At 50.3% G+C, this 21,961-nt stretch carries 14 protein-coding genes and 6 pseudogenes; 10 read left to right on the forward strand and 10 right to left on the reverse strand.

Annotation, left to right across the window (positions count from 1 at the left end):
* Positions 1–13 precede the first annotated feature (13 nt).
* The 4 genes and pseudogenes from glgX to KHX94_RS04355 all read right to left on the reverse strand — a co-directional run bounded on the left by glgX (position 14) and on the right by KHX94_RS04355 (position 7,536).
* Positions 14–2,228: pseudogene (glgX, locus tag KHX94_RS04335) on the reverse strand (glycogen debranching protein GlgX).
* Positions 2,228–4,454, reverse strand: a pseudogene (gene glgB / locus KHX94_RS04340) (1,4-alpha-glucan branching protein GlgB). Before glgB ends, glgX begins: the two co-directional pseudogenes overlap by 1 nt.
* A gap of 66 nt (positions 4,455–4,520) precedes the next feature.
* Positions 4,521–6,685, reverse strand: a pseudogene (malQ, locus tag KHX94_RS21705) (4-alpha-glucanotransferase).
* Positions 6,686–7,044: 359 nt separating this feature from the next.
* Positions 7,045–7,536 carry a MarR family winged helix-turn-helix transcriptional regulator gene (locus tag KHX94_RS04355; RefSeq protein ID WP_213682508.1) on the reverse strand — a complete coding sequence of 164 codons (492 nt, stop codon included), beginning with the start codon at positions 7,534–7,536 and terminating at the stop codon, positions 7,045–7,047.
* Positions 7,537–7,837: 301 nt separating this feature from the next.
* Between KHX94_RS04355 and yiaY the strand changes: the two genes are divergently transcribed.
* The 5 genes and pseudogenes from yiaY to KHX94_RS04380 all read left to right on the forward strand — a co-directional run bounded on the left by yiaY (position 7,838) and on the right by KHX94_RS04380 (position 11,698).
* Positions 7,838–8,986, forward strand: coding sequence for an L-threonine dehydrogenase (gene yiaY, locus KHX94_RS04360; RefSeq protein ID WP_213682509.1), 1,149 nt, complete (start codon positions 7,838–7,840; stop codon positions 8,984–8,986).
* Between the two features lie 45 nt (positions 8,987–9,031).
* Positions 9,032–9,337 carry a hypothetical protein gene (locus KHX94_RS04365; RefSeq protein WP_244859325.1) on the forward strand — a complete coding sequence of 102 codons (306 nt, stop codon included), beginning with the start codon at positions 9,032–9,034 and terminating at the stop codon, positions 9,335–9,337.
* A 38-nt stretch (positions 9,338–9,375) separates the two neighbouring features.
* Positions 9,376–10,046: pseudogene (locus KHX94_RS04370) on the forward strand (DUF2461 domain-containing protein).
* 58 nt (positions 10,047–10,104) lie between these two features.
* On the forward strand, positions 10,105–11,391 hold the full coding sequence (locus KHX94_RS04375; RefSeq protein WP_213682510.1) for an RsmB/NOP family class I SAM-dependent RNA methyltransferase: 1,287 nt from the start codon (positions 10,105–10,107) through the stop codon (positions 11,389–11,391).
* A gap of 139 nt (positions 11,392–11,530) precedes the next feature.
* Complete coding sequence (locus tag KHX94_RS04380; protein WP_213682511.1) at positions 11,531–11,698, forward strand: small highly charged protein; 168 nt, start codon at positions 11,531–11,533, stop codon at positions 11,696–11,698.
* A 97-nt stretch (positions 11,699–11,795) separates the two neighbouring features.
* Here KHX94_RS04380 and KHX94_RS04385 read toward each other — a convergent pair whose 3' ends face one another.
* Entirely contained in the window at positions 11,796–12,134 is a 339-nt protein-coding gene (locus tag KHX94_RS04385; RefSeq protein WP_213682512.1) for a P-II family nitrogen regulator, read from the reverse strand.
* Positions 12,135–12,356: 222 nt separating this feature from the next.
* On the opposite strand from KHX94_RS04385, the gene KHX94_RS04390 reads away from it, so the two are divergent.
* Together KHX94_RS04390 and KHX94_RS04395 are read left to right on the forward strand one after the other, a co-directional pair.
* Positions 12,357–12,872 (forward strand): GspH/FimT family pseudopilin, encoded by a 516-nt coding sequence (locus tag KHX94_RS04390; protein ID WP_213682513.1) that lies wholly within the window; start codon positions 12,357–12,359, stop codon positions 12,870–12,872.
* A gap of 91 nt (positions 12,873–12,963) precedes the next feature.
* Positions 12,964–13,449 carry a GspH/FimT family pseudopilin gene (locus KHX94_RS04395; protein WP_213682514.1) on the forward strand — a complete coding sequence of 162 codons (486 nt, stop codon included), beginning with the start codon at positions 12,964–12,966 and terminating at the stop codon, positions 13,447–13,449.
* A 52-nt stretch (positions 13,450–13,501) separates the two neighbouring features.
* Here KHX94_RS04395 and KHX94_RS04400 read toward each other — a convergent pair whose 3' ends face one another.
* Both KHX94_RS04400 and KHX94_RS04405 read right to left on the reverse strand, forming a co-directional pair.
* Positions 13,502–14,854: an NCS2 family permease gene (locus KHX94_RS04400; RefSeq protein ID WP_213682515.1), complete on the reverse strand. Its 1,353-nt coding sequence runs from the start codon at positions 14,852–14,854 to the stop codon at positions 13,502–13,504.
* A 16-nt stretch (positions 14,855–14,870) separates the two neighbouring features.
* Positions 14,871–15,062: a hypothetical protein gene (locus KHX94_RS04405; protein WP_213682516.1), complete on the reverse strand. Its 192-nt coding sequence runs from the start codon at positions 15,060–15,062 to the stop codon at positions 14,871–14,873.
* 110 nt (positions 15,063–15,172) lie between these two features.
* Here KHX94_RS04405 and KHX94_RS04410 point away from each other — a divergent pair, with 110 nt between their 5' ends.
* The gene (locus KHX94_RS04410) at positions 15,173–15,538 is read left to right on the forward strand and encodes a PilZ domain-containing protein (RefSeq protein ID WP_213682517.1); all 366 of its coding nucleotides are present in this window, start codon (positions 15,173–15,175) and stop codon (positions 15,536–15,538) included.
* Positions 15,539–15,547: 9 nt separating this feature from the next.
* Here the strand turns inward: KHX94_RS04410 and radA are convergent.
* Positions 15,548–16,911 (reverse strand): annotated as a pseudogene (gene radA, locus KHX94_RS04415) (DNA repair protein RadA).
* A gap of 152 nt (positions 16,912–17,063) precedes the next feature.
* Here radA and KHX94_RS04420 point away from each other — a divergent pair.
* A pseudogene (locus tag KHX94_RS04420) lies at positions 17,064–19,425 on the forward strand (PilZ domain-containing protein).
* A 3-nt stretch (positions 19,426–19,428) separates the two neighbouring features.
* Here KHX94_RS04420 and serB read toward each other — a convergent pair.
* Positions 19,429–20,400 carry a phosphoserine phosphatase SerB gene (gene serB / locus KHX94_RS04425; RefSeq protein ID WP_425314063.1) on the reverse strand — a complete coding sequence of 324 codons (972 nt, stop codon included), beginning with the start codon at positions 20,398–20,400 and terminating at the stop codon, positions 19,429–19,431.
* 82 nt (positions 20,401–20,482) lie between these two features.
* Between serB and KHX94_RS04430 the strand changes: the two genes are divergently transcribed.
* Complete coding sequence (locus tag KHX94_RS04430; protein WP_213682519.1) at positions 20,483–21,166, forward strand: YtjB family periplasmic protein; 684 nt, start codon at positions 20,483–20,485, stop codon at positions 21,164–21,166.
* A gap of 48 nt (positions 21,167–21,214) precedes the next feature.
* On the opposite strand, the gene deoD is transcribed toward KHX94_RS04430, so the two are convergent.
* Positions 21,215–21,925, reverse strand: a complete 711-nt coding sequence (deoD, locus tag KHX94_RS04435) for a purine-nucleoside phosphorylase (RefSeq protein ID WP_213682520.1) — start codon at positions 21,923–21,925, stop codon at positions 21,215–21,217.
* Between the last annotated feature and the right edge of the window lie 36 nt (positions 21,926–21,961).

The following is a 21,961-nucleotide window of genomic DNA, read 5'->3' on the forward strand; positions in this document are numbered from 1 at the left end:
ATGTCACATGCGGTTAATTGACTGGGGAAGATATAATCGCTTTAAATAACAATAAACTACGTGAAACTAACGATAACTGTTGACCGGCTTTTCGCAGCGTATTGTCTTGCGGTTCACCATCAGTGGTCACACTGCTTAACAAAGGCTGCCAACGGCAAGCCACCTTGATTTTTGGAAGGGTAAATGTGTGTAGCTCATCTCCGGCATGTAACAGCAACAGCAACATCTCGGGCTGACCTTGGCTATCTTCGCTTTTCAGCAACATCTGCAAACTACGGCAATGCCCTTCTGACCAGTGGATACGGCTCATCGCCTCACCTCTGGCATCAAACCAAGCCAGCGCCTGAGGTGCCGCGGGATCATCGATATGGATATAGCCCGGGCAGCAGAACGCTGCGGACTGACGGCGAATATCAATCAGTCGCCGACAGAAGCGTTGCAGCGCATGACTTTCTTCGTCATCCCGCCAGTCCACCCACCCCAACAGGTTATCCTGACAATAAGCGTTGTTGTTGCCTTGCTGGCTGTTACCCTGCTCATCACCTGCCAGCAGCATCGGCACTCCTTGCGATAACAGCAGTGTCGCTAAAATATTACGGCTCTGGCGCGCCCGAATGGCCTGGATCTCCGGCTGCTCAGTTGCCCCTTCAACGCCATAATTAGCACTGAAATTCTCGTGGTGACCATCGCGGTTATCTTCACCGTTAGCTTCATTATGGCGCAGTTCATAACTGACCAGATCTCGGAGCGTGAAACCATCGTGGCTGCTGATAAAATTGATGGAACTGCATGGCCCACGACCCGAGTGTTCAAACAGATCACCAGAACCATGCAATCGTTTAGCCAGTTCCGGCAACATGCCGTGATCGCCACGCCAAAAACGCCGCACGGTGTCGCGATATCTGTCATTCCATTCAGAAAATACCAGTGGGAACTGCCCCAATTGATAGCCCCCAGGCCCAATATCCCAGGGTTCAGCGATCAACATGACACCACTAAGTACCGGGTCTTGCATCAGTGCATCAAAAAAACCACTGCCCCGGTCAAACCCCTGTGGCTCACGCCCGAGACAAGTTGCTAGATCGAATCTAAAGCCATCAACCCCCATCACCGACACCCAATAACGCAATGAATCCATTACCAGTTGCAGCACCCGAGGATGGTTAATATTGAGGCAGTTACCACAACCTGTGTCATTGATATAGAAACGTTTATCATTGGGGTGCAAACGGTAATAACTGGCGTTATCAATGCCCCGGAAACTGTATTGTGGCCCGAGCCGGCTGCCTTCCGCGGTATGGTTATATACAACGTCTAACACCACCCGAATACCTTGCTGGTGCAGCGCATCAACCATCTGTTTGAATTCCTGAACCCCATCAACAGTCGCGCAATAAGCTGGATGGGGCGCAAAAAAGCCGATACTGTTGTAGCCCCAGTAGTTGCTCATGCCTTTATCGGTCAGGAAAGGTTCGGAAAAAAACTCTGTATCGGTAACAGCTCTACGCAGGTAACCCCTAAGGATTTCAGATAATTAATCGCCACATCGCTGCCGAGCCCGGCAAAAGTGCCGCGCAGATGTTCAGCCAGCCCAGGTAACCGCGCACTGAAGCCTTTGAGATGCATCTCATAGATCACTTCATCACTCAGTGGCCGCGACAATAACCGCACGCCATCAAATGGCCGATCTTCAACCACCACGGAACGCGGCATGGCCCAGGCGTTATCACAGCTATTGGGACGAGAATCGTCGCCAATACCACCGTCAGCGCTGACTTTTTGGGTGCTATTGTGATCAATTTCGGGTAATTCCAGCTGACACTCGTCATCTAACGGTTTACCCGCGGCATCGACTCTCGCGTAGCCCAAATGCCATGGCCCCGGCTGCAAAGTTCCGGCAATCCAGCGACTATAGGGGTCGAGCAGCAGTTTGTTCGAATTAAAGCGGTGACCAAGATGCGGCTGATAAGGGCCATCAATCCGATAACCGTAGTACATACCGGGTTCCGCCCCGCCAGAAAACCACACCAGATCTGTTGCCGCTGCTGCGGCAATGAATAACGGCCGATTTCCTGCCAGTGCCCACCAGTTTCCGCACGGAAGACACATAACTCCACCTGCGTCGCATGCGCAGAAAACAGCGCAAAATTCACCCCCGATACTTGGCCGTCAGCATCGCGGATCACTTGGCTACCAAGGGGATAAGGTTGGCCGTGGCACATCTGCATCAGTCACTCTCCTGCCATTGGAAATACACGGTGGCCAGTGGCGGTAACTCGATCATGGCACTGTGCTGCATGCCCTGCCACGGCAGGGCTTCAGCATTAATGCCACCGCCATTACCCACATCACTGCCACCATAAAAATGGCTGTCACTATTAAGCAATTCCCGGTAATGACCCGCCTTGGGTAAGCCAATACGGTAACCATGACGCACCGTGGGGGTGAAGTTACACACGGCCACCAGCGCATTGCCGTGATCATCAAATCGGCAAAAAGCCAATATGCTGTCGGCAGCATCGGTACAATCCAGCCAAGCAAAACCACTGCCTTCACCATCACGCTGCCATAACGCCGGACATTGCCGATAACATTGGTTGAGTTCGGTCACCCAACGCTGCAACTGCTGGTGGGGCTCATATTGCAGCAGATGCCAATCGAGGCTGTAGTCATGCTGCCATTCATGGCGTTGACCAAATTCATTGCCCATGAATAACAACTGTTTGCCGGGATGCGCCCACATAAAACCGTAGTAGGCCCGCAATGTGGCAAATTTCTGCCAGTCATCACCGGGAATTTTTTCGATGAGTGAACGTTTACCGTGTACCACTTCGTCGTGGCTCAACGACAGGATGAATTCTTCGGTGTAGGCGTACACCAGCGAAAAGGTCATCTCATGATGGTGATAACTGCGGTGAATGGGATCGCGGCTGATATAACTGAGGGTGTCGTGCATCCACCCCATATTCCATTTGAAGCCAAACCCCAGACCGCCAGTCCCGACACTCCGACTGACCCCGCCCCAAGCCGTGGACTCTTCGGCAATCATCATGATGCCGGGGTAACGGGAATAGAGCCGGGTATTAAGATCCTGCAACAGTGCGATGGCATCTAAATTTTCGCGGCCGCCATACTGATTGGGAGTCCATTCTCCCGGCTTACGGCTGTAATCCAGATATAACATGGAAGACACCGCATCCAGTCGCAGCCCGTCGATATGGAACTCCTGCAACCAGTAACAGGCATTACTCAACAGGAAGCTCTGCACCTCTTTACGGCCATAGTTGTAGATCAGCGTGTCCCAATCGGGGTGACTGCCTCGCCGCGGATCTTCGTGTTCATACAAACAGGTACCATCAAAACGTGCTAGACCATGAGGATCTTTCGGAAAATGCGCTGGCACCCAATCCAACAGCACGCCGATGCCGGCCTGATGAAAAGCATCCACCAGCGCTTTGAGCGCCGCAGCATTACCAAAACGATAAGTGGGCGCATATAAACCTACTGGCTGATAGCCCCAAGAACCATCAAAGGGATATTCACTCAGCGGCATGAATTCTACATGTGTGAATCCCAGCGCTGACACATAGGGCAGCAACTGGTCGATCAGTTCTTGGTAATTCAGATATTCACGGCCATCAGCACCCTTGCGCCGCCAAGAACCCAAATGCACCTCGTAGATACTGACGGGCGCCTTGTGCCATGCAATCTGGCTACGGCTGTGCATCCAGCTTTCATCGCCCCAGTGCCACTGTTCAGCAAAAGGCACTCGCGAAGCATTATGGGGCGGAGGTTCCATCGCTCTGGCAAATGGATCGGCTTTCTGCTGCCACGCCCCCGTTGCGGTTTGGATGGCGTACTTGTAGTGCTCTCCCCCTGTAAACCCGGGATGAAAATTTCCCAGAGCCCGGAGCCAGGATGAAACCGCATGCTATGGCGACGCTGATCCCAAAAATTAAAATCCGCAATCACTGACACCGCCTTAGCATTGGGTGCCCACACACAGAACAGCACGCCGTCAACGCCTGCGTGTTGCTGCCAATTGGCACCAAGAAACTGCCACGCCTGCTGCTGGCGACCTTCACAAAACAGGTAAGTGTCCCGTTCATTTAGGAGCGATGGCACCGCATAAGGATCATCCAGCAACACTTGCGCCTCGGGATACTGCACCTGTAGCTGATAAGCAAAGGGGTGGTACGTCTTCCAAGTTTGCCAACAAACAACGGCTCGGCACCATCAACTGGCTGTAATTGAGCGACTTTGCTGCCAGATTTACGGTCAATAACAAAGACGGCAACCGCCCCTGGGAGTACGGCTCTAACGACTAGACAGTTTTTGCCATCCACTACCAGCCGATGCATCCCCAACCAACTAAAAGCATCGCCATGATATCCGTGCGCCAATGCCTGACAGGTCGCCGTATCAGCGCCAATACCGCCAGCAACTGGGGTAATAACGGCGGCAGACTCTTTATTGGCATTCGCGGATAGTTGCCGTTTCATCAGCGTGTCTCCTGTTAATCAATTCCGAGGATGAGTTCTGGCGTCGGCCACTGCCGCAATGGTCTGTTCAAACAGCTCATGCTGCGACAATTGCTCCACCGGCACGGAATAACGGCGGCGCCAGTTAGGATATTCATGACTGGTGCCGGGGATGTTGACAGCATCATCTTCTGCCAACAGATCTGCGAGTGCTAAGCTGAACAGCTCACTGTTGCCAGCAGCAACCGCACCCGCCCAGATGGGCAACAGCGTGGCAAAATCAACATCCGCAGTAAGCGGGCAACCGCTCATATCCTGTAGCCAACACAGCAATCCTTGCCGTTTAGCAGCCCGACGTTGCTGCGCCTGTTGTAACTCGTCATCGGTATACAGTTTGAGTTGGTGACGTTGCAGCAGATCCTTGCCCTGCCACCAAGCGGACATGGTCGGTACATCATGATTGGCCAACATCATCAATGCGTGGGGTTTATATTCTGTTGGAGGTTTAAATCCGGCATATTGCGGCAGGCGGGATTCATCAACACAAAAGTAAAACAGCTCGTTGGAAAAAATGCCGCCACGGTACATAGGTTCAATAATTTCAGTGGGCACCAGCCCCAGATCTTCACCTATCACCATGCACCCGGCGCGCTCGCTTTCGAGCAGTAAAATCGCCATAAAACAAGCAAACGGATAATACACATAAGTACCGCCGTGCTGCGCGCCATCTGTTGTTACCGGCCACCACCAGAGCCGAAACAACCCCATCATATGGTCGATACGCAAAGCGCCACAGTGGCGCATATTGCTGCGTAACAGTTCGATAAAATGGCCAAAATTTGCTTGTCGTGTGGCTATTGGGTCTAGCGGCGTCAGCCCCAGTTCTGCCCTTGAGGTGCAAACGGATCTGGCGGGGCGCCAATGCTGGCATGTGTACAAAACTGCTGAGGATGCTGCCGAACTTCAGTGCCCGCACCTATCGCGCCAACAGCCAGATCCCGAACCAGCCCGATACGCATGCCATACTCCTGCGTCAACGCTTGGCAATAGGCCAGTTGTTCCTCCGCCACAAACTGCAGATACAGATAAAAATCGGCATTCTTTAACCAGGGTGCGGCCACTTCCTGTGCTTGTGTCACCGCATAAAACTGTAAATCCTGACCGCCCTCGTCGATAAAACGCGCATAAGCCTGCCTACGTGGATGTTGCGCTGGATAACGCTTAAAAACTCTAAACAAAGCTTTCAACTCAACGACTTTTACTTTGAAGGCTGCGGCGTAATCAATCCACAGACTGCCGTTGTTATTGGTTGGCATTTTGTTGGGTAACTCAGCTTGCCAGTCACTGTGGCAAGCTTCTGGGCACATCGAAGTGCTGATATACAGCGGATGCAAGCGGCGCCGATCGTAAGGGCTGTAGGGGCTGGCGGCCTCAACATCCTGTAGCGGCAAGGCGTGTAGCGGGTTAAGTTGAATAAAGTCAGCCCCTTTACTGGCCATTAACCGAATAAATTCGGCCAGTACCCGAAAATCGCCAATCTTGACCGGGATACCGGTGCGACGACTATCACCAGCTTGCCGAGACCAGAGCGAGAATAATTGCACACTCACGCCCCAAGGCTTGCGCGATAGCTGTTGCGGAAGATCTGCCCCATAACTACGTCTGGGAGATAGCATCCACACGCCTTCGCCTGTAGCGCTATTCATGCCTTCGGGGCAGTCAGGTGCGGTGAGCGTGAGCTGGTGATAACCGGGAAGCATGGCTGATAACTGTTCGGCCGATAAAAACTGCGCCAATTGCAGTTCCCGCTCCAGATAAAGACGATTATCGGTGTAATAGTCACCAACCACTGGCAATTGCGCCACCGCCAAGCACAGCTCGAGGCTAATGCCACGTTCAGTGGTAATATTCAGCATTAGTGAACCAGTGTAAGCCTGTGGGCAGCGGAACCTGATAGCGGGCGTGTCAGCGACACTCCATTGGAACGGTTGCAGGAAATTATGCCAAGGAGCGGCATCAAGTAAATCAATGCGTTGTGTAACCCAATCTGCAGTAAGTTGTCCGTCTGTGGCTGCAAGCTCTGCATGACACATCGCCTGCAAAATAGCTTGCCGATCAGCAGCAGGAGTTGGGTGATAATGGCCATCGCAGTCCACAAAGCCATTGCCCACGCCCTGTAAGTACAACAACTTCTCCAGATCCATCGACGCACTCCCTGTTTGTCGGCTGACGAGTAGTCAATTATTGAGCAGTTACCATGCCAGAAGCAAATCCAGCACCTAAGGCATAGCGCTAATCCCCTGCTACATGATTTAACATGTTTAAAATCAAATAACTATTACAGTGACATGACAAATTTGCAGCAACCGACTGCACCTAACCGCAGAACTGGCTGGTTAGATTTTGACACAAAAACGTGCAATAGATCACCAATTCAGTGCAACCTATCGTGACTTACATATCAAAACGGATTCAGGTTTTTATTGTGAATTCAGGAGATTGGAACAAGGGGCATCACTTGCCTGCTACAAATGTCCAGTTTGTAGCAGTGGTTGTACCAAAACTACCGTGATGATTCATCCTCATGTGACAAGATCTGGCCAACCAGCAGTAGCGGGGCCGCATCAAGTTGCTCCGCATCCATCATGTTTGCGATACGTTCAACCGCCGACAACAACTGGCTCTGCTCCCATTCTTCCAGTAACTGATAGCGTTTTATGAAGTGTTCCTGCAACGGCTTAGGCGCTGCTTGCAATAATGCCTGACCAGCATCACTGAGTAGCAAGTGAACTTTACGTTTATCTGTGACACTACGCTGACGGATCACCAAGCCCTTGGCTTCTAGTCGATCCAGAATTGTCGTCACGGTTGCAGGGCTGAGGTTAATTTCCGCCGCTACCTGCTTTGCCAATGGCATCCCCAATACGGCAATTTTTTGCATCACAATCAACTGTGGGCCCGTCAAGCCAGAATGCTTGCTAAGCTGCTTGGAGTGTAAATCGATGGCCCGGATGATCTTACGTAACGAAATCAGTAGCTGTTCATATTTTTCCATTTTGCTTCCACTGAGGCCGGGCCGAAGGCGAGTTGTGGCACCATGATAACAAATAGCCTTCACAACGACAGGAAATTACACCTAAAGCAGCTCACTTACCGCCCAGAGAACTACACTTTCTACTGTAGTGTGGTCAGACCTAATTACCACCTATCACAGGTATTGAACAATAACAAGGGACTATTATCGCATTTTTTGTTCAATTATCTGAGTTGTAAGCTTATTTGATTTACATTAGATTTTTCTTGTGTTAAATAAGCTTACACATCCAATCGCCCAAACAACACTAGGAGGTGTACAAATGGCTGCGAAATTTTTCATCCCGTCAGTCAACGTACTGGGTCAAGGCGCCGTGGATGACGCCATCAATGATATAAAGAACCTTGGATTCAAACACGCTTTGATCGTGACAGACAAACCACTGGTCAGCATTGGCATTGTCGGCAATATCGCCGAGAAATTGGGTCAGGTCGGGCTATCTGTAACGGTTTACGATGGCGTACATCCCAATCCTACTGTGTCAAATGTAGAAGCGGGGCTCAAACTCCTGCGGGAAAATAACTGTGACTGTGTGATCTCGCTGGGTGGTGGCTCACCACATGACTGCGCTAAGGGTATTGCCTTGGTGGCTGCCAATGGCGGTACTATTGGTGATTATGAAGGGCTGGATCGCTCAGCCAAGCCACAGTTACCACTGATTGCCATCAATACCACTGCGGGTACTGCCAGTGAAATGACCCGCTTCTGTATTATCACCGACGAATCTCGCCACATTAAAATGGCAATTGTTGATAAACATGTAACCCCAATACTCTCAGTTAACGATCCAGAACTGATGCTGAAGAAGCCTAAGGGGCTTACTGCTGCCACCGGTATGGATGCACTGACCCATGCGGTTGAAGCCTATGTATCCACTGCGGCCACCCCCATTACTGATGCCTGTGCCGTAAAAGCCATGGAACTTATCCGTGACAATCTGCGCACTGCCGTCGCTCATGGCGACAACATGGAAGCTCGGGAACAGATGGCATATGCAGAATTTCTGGCAGGTATGGCCTTCAACAACGCCAGCCTTGGATATGTGCATGCCATGGCACACCAGTTAGGTGGTTTCTATGATCTGCCTCATGGGGTATGTAACGCGCTGCTGTTACCGTTTGTGCAGGAATATAACGCACAGATTGCCGCACCACGCCTGAAAGATGTTGCCAAAGCACTTGGGGTTGATGTCAGTTCCATGAGCGATGCCACTGGTGCCCAAGCCGCCATTGATGCTATCAAGCAATTGGCTGCCGATGTCGGAATTCCCGCTAACCTCAGCAGCATAGGTGTTAAAGCTGAAGATATTCCAGTGTTAGCCACAAATGCTCTGAAAGACGCCTGCGGTTTAACCAACCCAAAACAGGCTTCACACGAAGAAATCTGTCAGATATTTAGAAACGCCATGTAATTTAGCATGTTATAAAAAGCCTCGTAGCACTACGGGGCTTTTTTATTGCATAATCCACAGCATTTGAAGCCTTTCCATAAAGCAGCTTATAATCGCGACTTTAGTGACTCACCGCAAACGACTATGGGCATACTGGACTTTGACGAACTAAACCGTCGCCGCGCGGCTTCCTATCATGAACAGAAACAGCTGATTAAAAATCTGCTGGCTGGGCGCGTGGTGCTGTGTCGCCACTGTGGTCAGCAGTTGCAAGCCAAGTTACCCGTCGTCGGTGACGATAGTGCCGGTTATATTCGCTGCCATAAAGGCTGCACCGATATTGAACTGGAAGCAACGCTCCCCAAACGCTGAATCGCGTTATCCCCCTAATGATGTTACGGAAGGGAACCATGTTTACTCAAGGCTGTTTTGATTTTCTGGCTGCATTGCAGCTCAATAATGACCGAGCTTGGTTTAAGACCAATCAGCAACAATATGAAACTCAAGTGCGGACACCTGCGTTGCAGTTTATTGAGCAGATGCAACCATATGTGGTGTCGCTCTCGCCAAGACTCACTGCGGTAGCGAAAAAGTGGGTGGCAGTCTGATGCGCCCGCAACGCGATACCCGCTTTAGTCATGATAAAGCGCCTTATAAATCCAATGTGGGTATTCAGTTTCGTCATTTTCAAGGCAAAGATGTACATGCCCCAGGGTTGTACGTGCACCTTGCCAACGATGGTTGTTTTCTCGCAGCGGGGATCTGGCATCCTGAATCGCCCATTCTGGGCAAAATCCGAGAATGTATTGATGAAAATCCTAACGGCTACAAAAAGGCTTTATCAGCCCTTGAGAACGGTGGATTTTACCTTGATGGCGACAGTCTGCAGCGTCCTCCTAAAGGTTACGATAAACAACATCCACTGATTAACGAATTAAAACGCAAGGATTTTATTGCTGTAAAAGAAGTACCACTGAGTAACGTCACTGCTACTAATTTTACCGAATACTGTAATCAGCAGTTCCAGCACACACAGAAACTGATGGCTTATTTGTGCTTCGCTTTAGAGCTCGACTACTGAGGCGTCGCGGCCCGGCTTCTGTTACACTGGCGCCAAGAGTTTCCAACGCTTTTATGCTATGACCCCAGCAGAAAAATACGCTGACAGTTACGCCCAGACAATTCGTCTGTTATTTACTGAAATCCTGCAATCCAAACAGAGTGCCGACCGAGTTGTTGCGGGTTATTTTCGACTCAATAAAAAACATGGTGGTCGAGACCGGCGCATTATTCGCGAGACGCTATTTGCACTGTTTCGCTGGTATGGCTGGTTAATACGCATACCGGCGGCCAATGAAGAACAACGCTGGTTTCGACAACTCGCCACTTGCGGTTTATTGGAACAACATCCTTGGCACGCAACACTGACAGCTTGGCAGCTACGGGCGGGGTTATTACCGCATGAAGGCAGCGCTTGGCAACAACTCACCGAAGCCGCAGAACTGTTACAACTGTGGTTTTCCGGTAGTGATTTCCCAGTACAAGCACTCGTGCCTGAGTGGTTTTGGGCGCAATTACCCGGACTCAGTGATAACCAGCTGATGCAGCTGTTACAAAGCCTTAGCCGCCGACCACCATTATGGTTAAGGGTACAACGGCTACCGACAGCAAGCGCGATTCAATCCTTGCAAGCCGCAGGATTTTCCGTCGAGGCGTCCACCTTTTTTGACGATGCCCTCAGCCTCGGTCACCAGAGTATCAATCTGAACGAACAGTCGTTATATAAAGATGGTCAACTGGAAGTACAGGATCTGGCATCACAAGTGATTGGACATATCTGCGCCCCGCAAGCTGGAGAACACTGGTGGGATGCCTGTTGTGGTGCAGGTGGCAAAAGTCTGCAACTGGCATCGCAGATGCAAAATCGTGGACATATTGTTGCGTCCGACATCCGCCAATCGGCATTGCAGGAACTGCAAAAACGCGCCAGCCGTGCGCAATTTGACATTATCAGCCCAGCGTTATGGCCGTCTGATAAATTACCCGTAGCCGCGGCCATGTTTGATGGCGTGCTGGTTGATGCCCCATGCAGCTGTACGGGTACTTGGCGTCGCAACCCAGACATGCGCTGGCTCGATGAGGTGACAGCCGTAACCGATAAGCCTCAGTTACAACTAGATATTCTGCAACGAGCCAGTGCCGCGGTGAAACCCGGCGGCATACTGGTGTATGCCACCTGTTCATTGGCGCTGGCAGAGAATCGCGCCGTCGTGGATAGATTTCTCAACGATAATGCCGATTTCCAGCTACAGCTGTTACAACATCCCTTTACGGGGGAAAAGACAGAATATTTGACCGTCTGGCCCTTTGAAGCAGATTCGGATGGCATGTTTGTCGTGCGCATGTGCCGCCAACAGCGGCAGTAGCAACGGCAGCGACTGCTGCGACAAAAACGTTGTTAAATATTTTTGACCAAAACACATTAAATTTTTCGCTTTAGCTTGACAGATCCTTTAGGTAAAAAGAGAGGGTGCGCCGTATATGCACATTTTCTGGAACAGGACCATGTCAAACCCAAATGAATTTGATGATGATGATTCTCCATGGGGAGAGCATCTGCGTAACAAGCAACGCAACAGTAAGCGCGTAAAACAACGTCGTCGTGATACTAAACGCCGTAATTACGATGAAGCGCCTGAAATGGACTTCTATAAGGAAGATAAGTGGAAATGATGCCGCTAAGCTGCTGTTAAACTTTGGTACATGGCTCGTATTAAGGGCGCAAAAATATAATAAGGGTGGTCAATGACCGCCCTTACTTTTGAGAAAACTACACCGCTTCTTCGTTCTCTTCACCCGTGCGAATACGGATCACCCGCTCAACTTCGGTGACAAAAATTTTGCCGTCACCTATTTTACCGGTGCGTGCAACATCAACAATCACATCCAGCGCCTGATCCAATAAGTCATCCTGGATCACCAGCTCAATTTTCACTTTAGGCAGGAAGTCAACCATGTACTCAGCACCGCGGTATAATTCTGTGTGGCCTTTTTGACGCCCAAACCCTTTCACCTCCAGCACTGTCATCCCTGTAATGCCAATCTCCGCCAACGCTTCACGGACATCGTCAAGTTTGAAAGGCTTGATTACGGCTTCTACTTTTTTCATCAGGCACTCCTTCATGACCTAAATACCACTTTTATCGAGCTAGCTTATCACGCTCCGCAGCCCCAAGAAACCAGCGCCAGAGTGTAAGCATTATCCATAAAACACGGGTTATATATTAGCGAATGATCTAAAAGCGATACAGCATTGAGAAACGCAAGCAACTACACTTGCTATTGGTCATGATTTCGCCGGATGCGAGATCGCCACGCAAAGGAGTTGCCCATGAAGCGCCTATCCGCATATGGCTTCACGCTGGTGGAGCTGATCATCACTTTATTGATATTGGCTATTTTACTCGGCGTGGCGGTACCCTCTCTCGCCGAGTTGCAACGGCACTATCGTACCGATTCAGCCATTCGTCAACTGCAACAATTATTGGCATTCGCCCGGAATCATGCCATCAGTTACCGTTCGCGGGTCACGGTATGCCACCTTGAAGACAGTCGCTGTGTCGATGGTGATTGGCAACCTGGTGTCAGTATCTTTATTGATCGTAATGGCAATCAGCAACTAGACAGCGATGACAAGTTACTGCTGGAATCTGGCCCGTTTCATTCCCAAGACAGTCTATTTTATAACCGCACAACGGTGCGCTTCCTCGCCGATGGGCTGGCAAGTGGCAGCAATGGAACCCTGAGCTATTGCCCCGAAAAAACGGTGGCGGATGGTCAGGCCATCGTTGTGAATCAGGCCGGAAGAACCCGGCGCAGCAGTGATAACATTAACTGTCGTAATTGACCGTCATACCGCGAATTACGGCAATTTCTGCTGACATCCGGCACTTGAACACCCTATACTTTAAATTCACGCTTCAGTAACAGGGTGTAACATGTCGGGCAAATATCGCGGATTTACGTTAGTGGAGTTAATGGTGACTGTTGCCGTGGCCGCAATTCTGCTGTCGGTAGGCGTGCCATCGCTAAAGTCCCTCTATGACGGTTACCGAGTGCGTTCTGAAATCAGCCGTATAGAACAATCGCTGGCATTTGCCCGTAACCAAGCCGTTAGCTATGGGATGACGGTGTTTGTCTGCGCTTACGCCAGTGATGGTGTCTGTGGTAGCGACTGGCATAATGGCATTCTGGTTTATGCCGTAGATCCCGACGATCACAACAAAACACTAAAAGTCGTTGAAGGATTTAACAGCAGCGATACGGTGAAAGGCAGTAATATCTCGTTTCGGCCTGATGGCTTAAGTGATGGGGCAGCAACTTTCATCTATTGCCCAGATAGTAGCAATGTCGATTCCCGTAGTGTCACCGTCAGCACTTCAGGCATGATCAAATACGGTGCCACAGGTCTTAGCTGCTCCTGAATAAGTGAGATGGTTTAAGAAAAAACGGCCGCAGCCGTTTTTTCTCGCTCGGTTAGATTGCCCAACCACCCATGTAAAACGCTACGAGGCCGATAGCTATCAGCAATACGCCCGGTTTGAGCTTACGCCATTCACCACTACAAATGCGGCCAATAACCAAGGTTGCAAACCCCAGCATAATACCGGTCACTATGTTGCTGGACAGCACAATAAACACGGCACATGTTAGGCCCGCCATTGCGTCAACTTTATCGTTAAAATCCAGTTTGGTAACGTTTGCTAGCATTAACAGCCCAACGTACATCAAGGCTGGTGCAGTTGCATAAGCTGGTACCAGATAAGACAAAGGCGCCAAGAAAATCAGCAGTAAAAACAAGACTCCAACTAAGGTAGCACTAAGACCGGTTTTACCACCGGCCGCAGTCCCCGCCGCTGACTCAATATAAACCGCCGCAGGAGCACCACCAACCAGCCCAGCAAACATACTGCTGACAGAATCTGATGTCAGCGCCTTGCCACCATTGATAATATTGTCATCTTTATCCAGCAGATTAGCCTGCCCGGCAACGGCACGGATGGTACCGGTTGCGTCAAAAATCGCCGTCATTACCAGCGCCAGCACAATAGGCAATACCACGGGATTTAGCGCGCCCATAATATCCAGTTTGCCAAATAAGCTGTGTTCTGAGGTCAAATCTGGCAATGCAAAAAAGCCACTGAATTTCACAGCCGGATCAAACAGTAAACCAAACACTGACAAGGCAATAATCACTAACAAGATACCGCCTGGAACCCGGCGTTTTTCCAAACCAATTGTGGCCGCTACCCCTACTACCGTTGCAATGACCGGCAAACTGTTAACATCCCCCAGCTTCACTGGCAAGCCGCCGCCACTGTTGCCAACAATCAGGCTGACATTATTGGCAGCAATCAACAGCAGGAATAATCCAATACCAATCCCTGTACCGTGGGCGATACCACGAGGCAAATTGGTCAGCACCCATTGCCGAATACCGGTCACACTCACCAGAGTAAACACCACGCCCATCAGGAAAATGGCACCAAGCGTCACCGGAATTGACATGTGTTGCCCCAGCACTAGGCTGAACGCAGTGAAGGCCGTCAGTGAAATCGCGCAACCAATCGCCATTGGCAAATTAGCCCACAACCCCATTAACAGTGAGCCGAAAGCGGCGATCAGACAGGTAGCAATAAACACAGCTCCTGGGTCAAACCCCGCTTTTCCCAGCATTGATGGCACAACAATGACCGAGTAGACCATGGCCAAAAACGTAGTCAGCCCAGCGATTAACTCGCGGCGGACACTGCTGCCACGCCCTTGAATATCAAAATACCGCTCCAGCCATGACGAAGTGACAGCATGATTAGCGTTAGATGACTGCATAGAAGTTACCTTGTTCTTAAAATAGGGTACTGAACATCTCGCTGGAAGTGGCAGGCAGCCTGAAACAGGCAACATAGCGGGCCACCAGCGGTAATGTTGGACGCGCGATCATAAAACAATTCCCAAGCGACTGCGATAGCCGAATGAAGAACTGTGCGGTAACTGGCAACTGCGGCATAAAGCGGCCGCGAATAACCACAGTTTTCACCTTATACTGCCCACAATCTGTTCAATAACGTGGTAAAAATAAAAAGACTGGTGCCAAGCGCTAAAATTCTGTCTACAATTTAGGCAACTAAAGGACGATGCGGGCATCTGATGGAAGATAAGCGCAAATTTTCGCGAGTGCTGTTTGAAACCCCGGCCCAACTGCGAACTGAAACAAAAACTTGGAATACCCGATTAGTGGATCTGTGTCTCAATGGGGCAATGGTGCAATTACCGGATGGTTTTGAACCATCACCTGCATTGATCCTCAGCTTCCGCTTGCCCGCTTCTGATATTGAAGTGAGCATGCAGGCCGAGCCAGTTTACTATAAACGCAACTACCTTGGGCTTAAGTGCGCTTTTATTGATGTAGACAGCATCACCCACCTGCGGCGGTTATTGGAACTCAATACTGGTGATTCTTCACAGTTACATCGAGAGCTGGATCAGTTCATCATGGAGCACGACAACTCCTGAGCTGTGCCGTTACAACGCCGTCAATGCTTCACTCAGTTTGCTAACGCCAATGATTTCCATGCCTGACGGCGCTTTTTGGGAGCATTGGCGATTGGCACTATGGCCCGGCGGAAACCATGCTTGGCGGCCTCCACCAAGCGCTCCTGACCATTGGGTACTGGGCGGATTTCGCCAGATAAGCCCACTTCACCAAACACCACCAAATCACGCGGTAAGACTTCGCCGCGGAAACTGGATAACATCGCCAGCAGCAGAGTTAAATCGGCGCTGGTTTCAGTCACTTTGACACCGCCGACCACGTTAACAAACACATCTTGATCCGCCATCTGCAAGCCGCCATGACGATGCATCACCGCTAGCAACATTGCCAGACGGTTACTATCCATGCCCACCGCCACACGTCTGGGATTAGATAAGGCAGAATGATCCACCAACACCTGCAATTCCACCAGCAAGGGCCGGGTGCCTTCCCACACCACCATGACGAGCGAACCCGATGCCGCTTCATCGGCGCGTGACAGAAAAATAGCTGACGGATTGGCAACTTCCCGTAAGCCACGTTCCGTCATGGCAAAGACCCCTAACTCATTGATTGCCCCAAAACGGTTTTTGTGGGAGCGCAGAGTCCGATAACGGCTATCACTGTCCCCTTCAAACATCACCGAACAGTCAATGCAATGTTCCAATACTTTTGGCCCGGCCAAACTGCCATCTTTGGTCACGTGCCCAACCATGATGATGGCGATATTATTTTGTTTGGCAAAACGGGTCAGAAAGGCGGCAGATTCGCGGACTTGAGCAACACTCCCTGGCGAGGATTGCACATCGCTGATATGCATCACTTGGATGGAGTCTATGACAATGATTTTCGGCTGCTCGCGCAGTGCAATGTCACAAATAGTATCCACATTGGTTTCTGACAACATTTTTAACTTGCCAGTAGGCAATCCGAGTCTTCTGGCGCGCATCGCCACTTGCTGTAACGACTCTTCGCCCGTAACGTATAACGCGGGTAAGGTTTCGGCCAACTGACATAGCGTCTGTAGCAACAAGGTACTCTTACCGGCTCCGGGGTGACCGCCGATCAAGATGGCACTGCCGGCCACAATCCCGCCTCCCAGCACGCGGTCAAGCTCGGCAAAGCCACTGGGAATACGTGGTACTTCGTTGAGATCTATCTGATCCAGCGTTTTGACTTCGCTGCTACCAGCCCCGGCATAACCACTGAAACCGCTCCGAGAAGACGAGCTCACCGCTCCCAGTCGAACCTCGGTAATAGTGTTCCATTCCTGGCAAGCACTACACTGTCCCTGCCAGCGGGGATAATCCTGACCGCACTCACTGCAGACATAAGCTGTTTTATTTTTCGCCATACGCCATGGTATCTTGGGATAATTTAGATAAAAATAAACAAAATAACTGCCCTTTCAACACGATAACTGGCATTTTAGCATTCAGTTACTGGCACGGCAGCCGACATAGAATAAACAGGATCCGCAGTTTAGCATCTTTTACGAGTGAATAGATGAGTGCAGACGCCCATAGTCTCCTGATTGAGCAGTTAAAACCGCTGATGATGGAACCCAACTTTAATGACATGTTTGAGCAGATAACTCAGGGAGAATCCACTTCCAGTCGCTTTCTGCTGAAGATGGAAATCAGCCGTCTTGCCAATCCCTGCCTGGCGAATTATCGATCTGCGTGATAAATCTGAATTGCCCTGCACAGAAGTCGTATTCGGCGAACAGCACCACTATCTGGATGACCCCGCCAGACAAGTGTTCCAAAACGCACTGGCGCTATACCGTAACCAGTACACCATGGGCGTTTATGAAGAAGTGATGCAGGCACATCAGCAGCGGCGCCACCAAAAAGAAGCGAGCACCGCAGAAGCCAAGCCGAGTCTGGTGCCTGGCATTATTCTTGAAACTACATTCGCCGCACAGAAGAGCGGATGAATTACAGCATCAAGATCTTGGTGTCACAACCGGGGCAGCGCGAAATTGTGGGTAACACGCTGGATCTGTCCGTCAGCGGCGCCAAGATCCGCTTGCCACTGCAACATGGCTTTGATCTACAACAACCGTTGAAGGTCAAGTTGAAGGAGCTGGGAGATGAATTCTATTTTGCCGATCTGCAGCAAGGCGTAGATTACCAGGTGGTTGATGCCGATACGGAAGGTGAAAACTGTCTGCTGCGGCTAAAGCGTGTCAGTGGTTCAGAACAGCTATCACAGATGCTGGCAGAACTCATTCAGGGTTACAAATTCCGCTACAAGGTAGACATTAACGATGTGGTGGTGAACGCCAACGGTTTAGGATTTGAACGGCACTATTTGCCTCACTATCCTCATCTGCCGTTGTTTATCAGCCACAATCCGCCACAGCAGCCTGAGATCAGTACCATTTTACTCAGCAGCGACAATCAGGAGTTGTTGCACTATTTTCTCGACGAAAATGATGTCAATCAGCTTCCCGTCATCCTTGACAGCAAACGGCTGCAAGCATTAATCGCGCACCCAAATGACATTAGCCATAGCCTACTGTATTGCTTCACTTACAATGCTAAAGGTCGGCTCTTCTTTTATGCGGCCACCCTCTCGGAGCTGCAACAATCAGGGTTGATGCCACTATTCTTCCATTATGGTGCCGCTAAAGCCAGTTGGAAGGTCTGCCGCCTATATCTGGATAAGCTCGATCACCAACAACCGCATAAGTCCTCAGCCTTACCGGGAGACGACCTCAACTATAGTCCGTTAACCGAACAGCAACTGGCGCAATATCACTATCTAGTACAACTGATTGACCTCACGGATGAAATCGCGGCTGAACAATATCAATGCTGGCAATCCGAGCTAAAAATTAATGACCTGAAATGCTTTGGTGCCGAGAAAAACACCCACAACAAGGTACAACTGGCAACCCTGAATTTTAGCGAACGTCGCCGAGAAGCGCGCTTTGCCTTTAAAACACTGGTTACCATTAGTCAGGAAGGCAAACAGCTACAGGCCATGACCCATGATATCTCTAGCCGGGGGCTGCAACTGCATCTGGACAGTCCACAACCTCTGGACAACAGTAAGGAGTTATTGCTCAGTTTTCCGAAATTACAGGAATTGGCTCCCAAGATTAAATTACAGGAGTTGCCTTACCGCCTGGTTCACAGTCGTAAAAACGGCGTGACGCTGCACCTAGCCGCAGTGGTTGGTCATGTGCCACACACGGGGGTGGAATTTCTCAATCGTCTTATCATTCATAATCGTGAAAAATTGCAACAGCTGACCGATAACAACCAACAGGCTAAAGAGTTAGCCGATGGTTTGAAAAACCAGTTGATGCGCCATCTGCATGCCGTGCCATATATGTTAGAAAAAACCACCAAGTCATTTCGCATGGCTTGCATCGGTATCGGCATGCAGCGTGATCTGATCAGCGATTTGTTCAGCCGTGAGCAGGGTAACCGCTTGCTGTTTGATTTAAGCCCTATCCTGAACGATGGCAAGCTGAAACTAGATTTTGTTGAAGCTGTACGCCAAATGAAACCGCAGGACAGTGCTGACAGTTTTGAACTATATGCCATCGTCAGCAGCAGTAGTCATCCGCAAATTCTCCGGTGTAAACGCGCCGAAGAGATGACAACGCCTACAGCACTGGTCGATTTCATCCAGCATGGATTATATCGGCCGATTTATGGCATTAAAAATCTATCGTGGCGCGACAGGCAAACCGGATATCAGCTACCTGCAACGGGAACTGGATTATATCAAAGTGCACGCCAAACACCGGGCGCAAAAGCTGGAACAACTGCTGTGGCGGATCATTGGTGTAGGTGAACTGCTGGATATTACCGCAGAGGTGCGAATGCGGCTGCCGCCGCAAAATCACTAACCCTCAACCTCTGGCTTGCAAAAAGAACGGCAGTACCTGCAAGCCAAGATGATAAATATTGGCATCGGCCACCGCAGCTAATTTGGGTTTAGCATGATAAGCCAAACCAAAATCGGCGCGGGAGATCATTGGAATATCATTCGCGCCATCGCCAATAGCCACTTTCTGGCCATCGGCTATCTGCCATCGTGCCGCGCACTCAGTCACCACCGCTGCTTTAAACTCAGCATCCACTACCTTACCTGTAACTTCCCCCATAAATTTGCCGTCTTGGAGGACTAACTCATTGGCATAAGCAGCATCCAGCGCCAATAACTGTTTTAGATGGTTGACGAACGGCGTAAAACCACCGGACGCCACCGCAGTACGCCAGCCATATTGCTGTAACTCGGCGATCATGGATGCTAATCCTGGACTTAATGGCAAGCGTTCACATAACTGTGCAATGATGGCCGTGTCGGCCCCCTTAAGTTTAGCTACCCGCGCCCGCAGACTCTGCTCAAAATCCAGTTCGCCCTGCATTGCCCGTTCAGTAACCGCAGCGACTTCCGCCCCCACACCAGCAGCGGCAGCCAGTTCATCGATACACTCTATCTGAATAGCGGTAGAGTCCATATCCATCACCAATAATCCCGGCGTGGTTAATACCGGCAGAACATCAGTCGGTTGCAATAATAACCACTCCAGTGCCACGATTTGGCGCAAAGCATCAAGCTGCGGTGCTGCTGGCGCTGCGGTCAGTAACAATTCAACACCTAATAGCGGCTGTTGTCGTTGCAAACAGGCCACGGCGGCGATGGGAAGATGACTGAACAACCCCAGGACGTCAGCTTCAACTGCAGCAGTAAACACCAACCGTAAACGCCACTGTGAACTGTGGTCACCTTCCGCACAAGCGGGCCATGACTGTTGTTGAAAGCGGTAAATCTCGCTGTCATTGGCCGAAGAACGGATCAAGTGGTTAAAGGCTGGCACCATGCTGTAAGTTTCTCCTGCTATCAGGGTTGACGATAATCCATTATGATTAACGCTAAACCTCTGGGAATTAAGGGACAAAGTGTTATTGTTCAAAGGGCTGAATACTAGCCACACCTTTATCAGGCTGTTGCAGATTGCGCTGGCGATAACGCTGATCATCGGGCTGGTACAGCTGTGGCAAACCAGCCTACTACAAGGCCAGCTATTGCTAAAGTCCCAGACGGAAAAGATGGCCAGATTATTGGTACAGCAAACCGCCTATGGCGCGGCACCCGCATTACAGTTACAGAATGATGAACAATTACAATGGCTCACCAGCGCGCTGGTAGAAGACCCTAAGGTGATGGCGGCCACCATCTACAGCGAGGCAGGTCAGCGACTGTCGTTTGCCCAGGATATTACCGAAGAAGAGGTGGATCCTGACAGTGACGAATTGGAAAATCTGCTGGCGCCCTACCCGCCTTATGTAGAGAGCGTAGTGCAGGATGGGAAAAATCTCGGTTTTATCGAAGTTAGGCTCGATCCCAAACTCTTCTTTAACGAAATCAAAGCCGCCCACGAACAGAATATGAAACAACAACAGATAATGTTGCTGGTTGCCGGAGTGATCGGCATGCTGCTGTCGCGGGCATTATCGTTCAAACGTGCCGATTTCGACAGGCGTCGCATCAGAGTCAAGCGCCGCCGCAAAATACTGAAGCAAATTGCGGCAAAAGCGGAAGCCAGTGCGGCCACGACCGATAGTAGGGTCACGCTTAAATAACCATCAAGGCGCCAACTGGCGCCTTGATTCTTACAACTTAAGCAGAAGTTACAGTGTCAGCACCGCTTCCAATGTCATGGTGATCATGTCATTAAAGGTGGTTTGCCGTTCTGCAGCAGTAGTCACTTCACCAGTGCGGATATGATCAGATACTGTCACCACACACAACGCCCGCGCTCCAAACTCTTTTGCCACACCGTACAGGCCGGCCGCTTCCATTTCAACGCCCAGAACGCCCATCTTTTCCATCACATCGAACATATCCGGTTCTGGTGAGTAGAACAGATCAGCCGAGAACACATTACCAACCCGTACCTTGATGTTCTGTGCATTGGCGGCATTGACCACCGCAGTTAACAGCTCATAGTCAGCGATGGCAGCAAAGTCTTTGTCTTTAAAACGCATGCGGTTAACCCGTGAATCAGTACAGGCACCCATACCAATCACCACGTCGCGCACCTTGATATCACGGCTGATAGCACCACAGGTACCAACACGGATCAGGTTTTTAACACCGTAATCCTTGATAAGTTCAGTGGCATAGATAGAGCATGAAGGGATGCCCATGCCAGACCCCATCACGGAGACTTTCTTACCTTTGTAAGTACCGGTAAAACCCAGCATATTGCGCACGTCTGTCACTTGCTCAACATTTTCCAGGAAAGTCTCAGCAATATATTTGGCACGCAGCGGATCGCCTGGGAACAGCACGGTTTCCGCGAATGCGCCGTCTACTGCGTTGATGTGTGGTGTAGCCATGAAAAAATAACCCCTTTGGTTCAAAAATAAATTCGT

Origin of the sequence: Shewanella dokdonensis (assembly GCF_018394335.1) — a bacterium.
In the GTDB taxonomy this organism is placed as follows: domain Bacteria; phylum Pseudomonadota; class Gammaproteobacteria; order Enterobacterales; family Shewanellaceae; genus Shewanella; species Shewanella dokdonensis.

Excerpts from the sequence above, each read along its gene's own strand:
- KHX94_RS04410 (WP_213682517.1), top strand. The coding sequence starts at position 15,173 with ATGGAAGATAAGCGCAAATTTTCGCGAGTGCTGTTTGAAACCCCGGCC.
- deoD (WP_213682520.1), bottom strand. The coding sequence starts at position 21,925 with ATGGCTACACCACACATCAACGCAGTAGACGGCGCATTCGCGGAAACC.
- KHX94_RS04400 (WP_213682515.1), bottom strand. The coding sequence starts at position 14,854 with ATGCAGTCATCTAACGCTAATCATGCTGTCACTTCGTCATGGCTGGAG.
- KHX94_RS04385 (WP_213682512.1), bottom strand. The coding sequence starts at position 12,134 with ATGAAAAAAGTAGAAGCCGTAATCAAGCCTTTCAAACTTGACGATGTC.
- KHX94_RS04390 (WP_213682513.1), top strand. The coding sequence starts at position 12,357 with ATGAAGCGCCTATCCGCATATGGCTTCACGCTGGTGGAGCTGATCATC.
- KHX94_RS04355 (WP_213682508.1), bottom strand. The coding sequence starts at position 7,536 with ATGGAAAAATATGAACAGCTACTGATTTCGTTACGTAAGATCATCCGG.
- KHX94_RS04375 (WP_213682510.1), top strand. The coding sequence starts at position 10,105 with ATGACCCCAGCAGAAAAATACGCTGACAGTTACGCCCAGACAATTCGT.
- KHX94_RS04380 (WP_213682511.1), top strand. The coding sequence starts at position 11,531 with ATGTCAAACCCAAATGAATTTGATGATGATGATTCTCCATGGGGAGAG.
- yiaY (WP_213682509.1), top strand. The coding sequence starts at position 7,838 with ATGGCTGCGAAATTTTTCATCCCGTCAGTCAACGTACTGGGTCAAGGC.
- KHX94_RS04395 (WP_213682514.1), top strand. The coding sequence starts at position 12,964 with ATGTCGGGCAAATATCGCGGATTTACGTTAGTGGAGTTAATGGTGACT.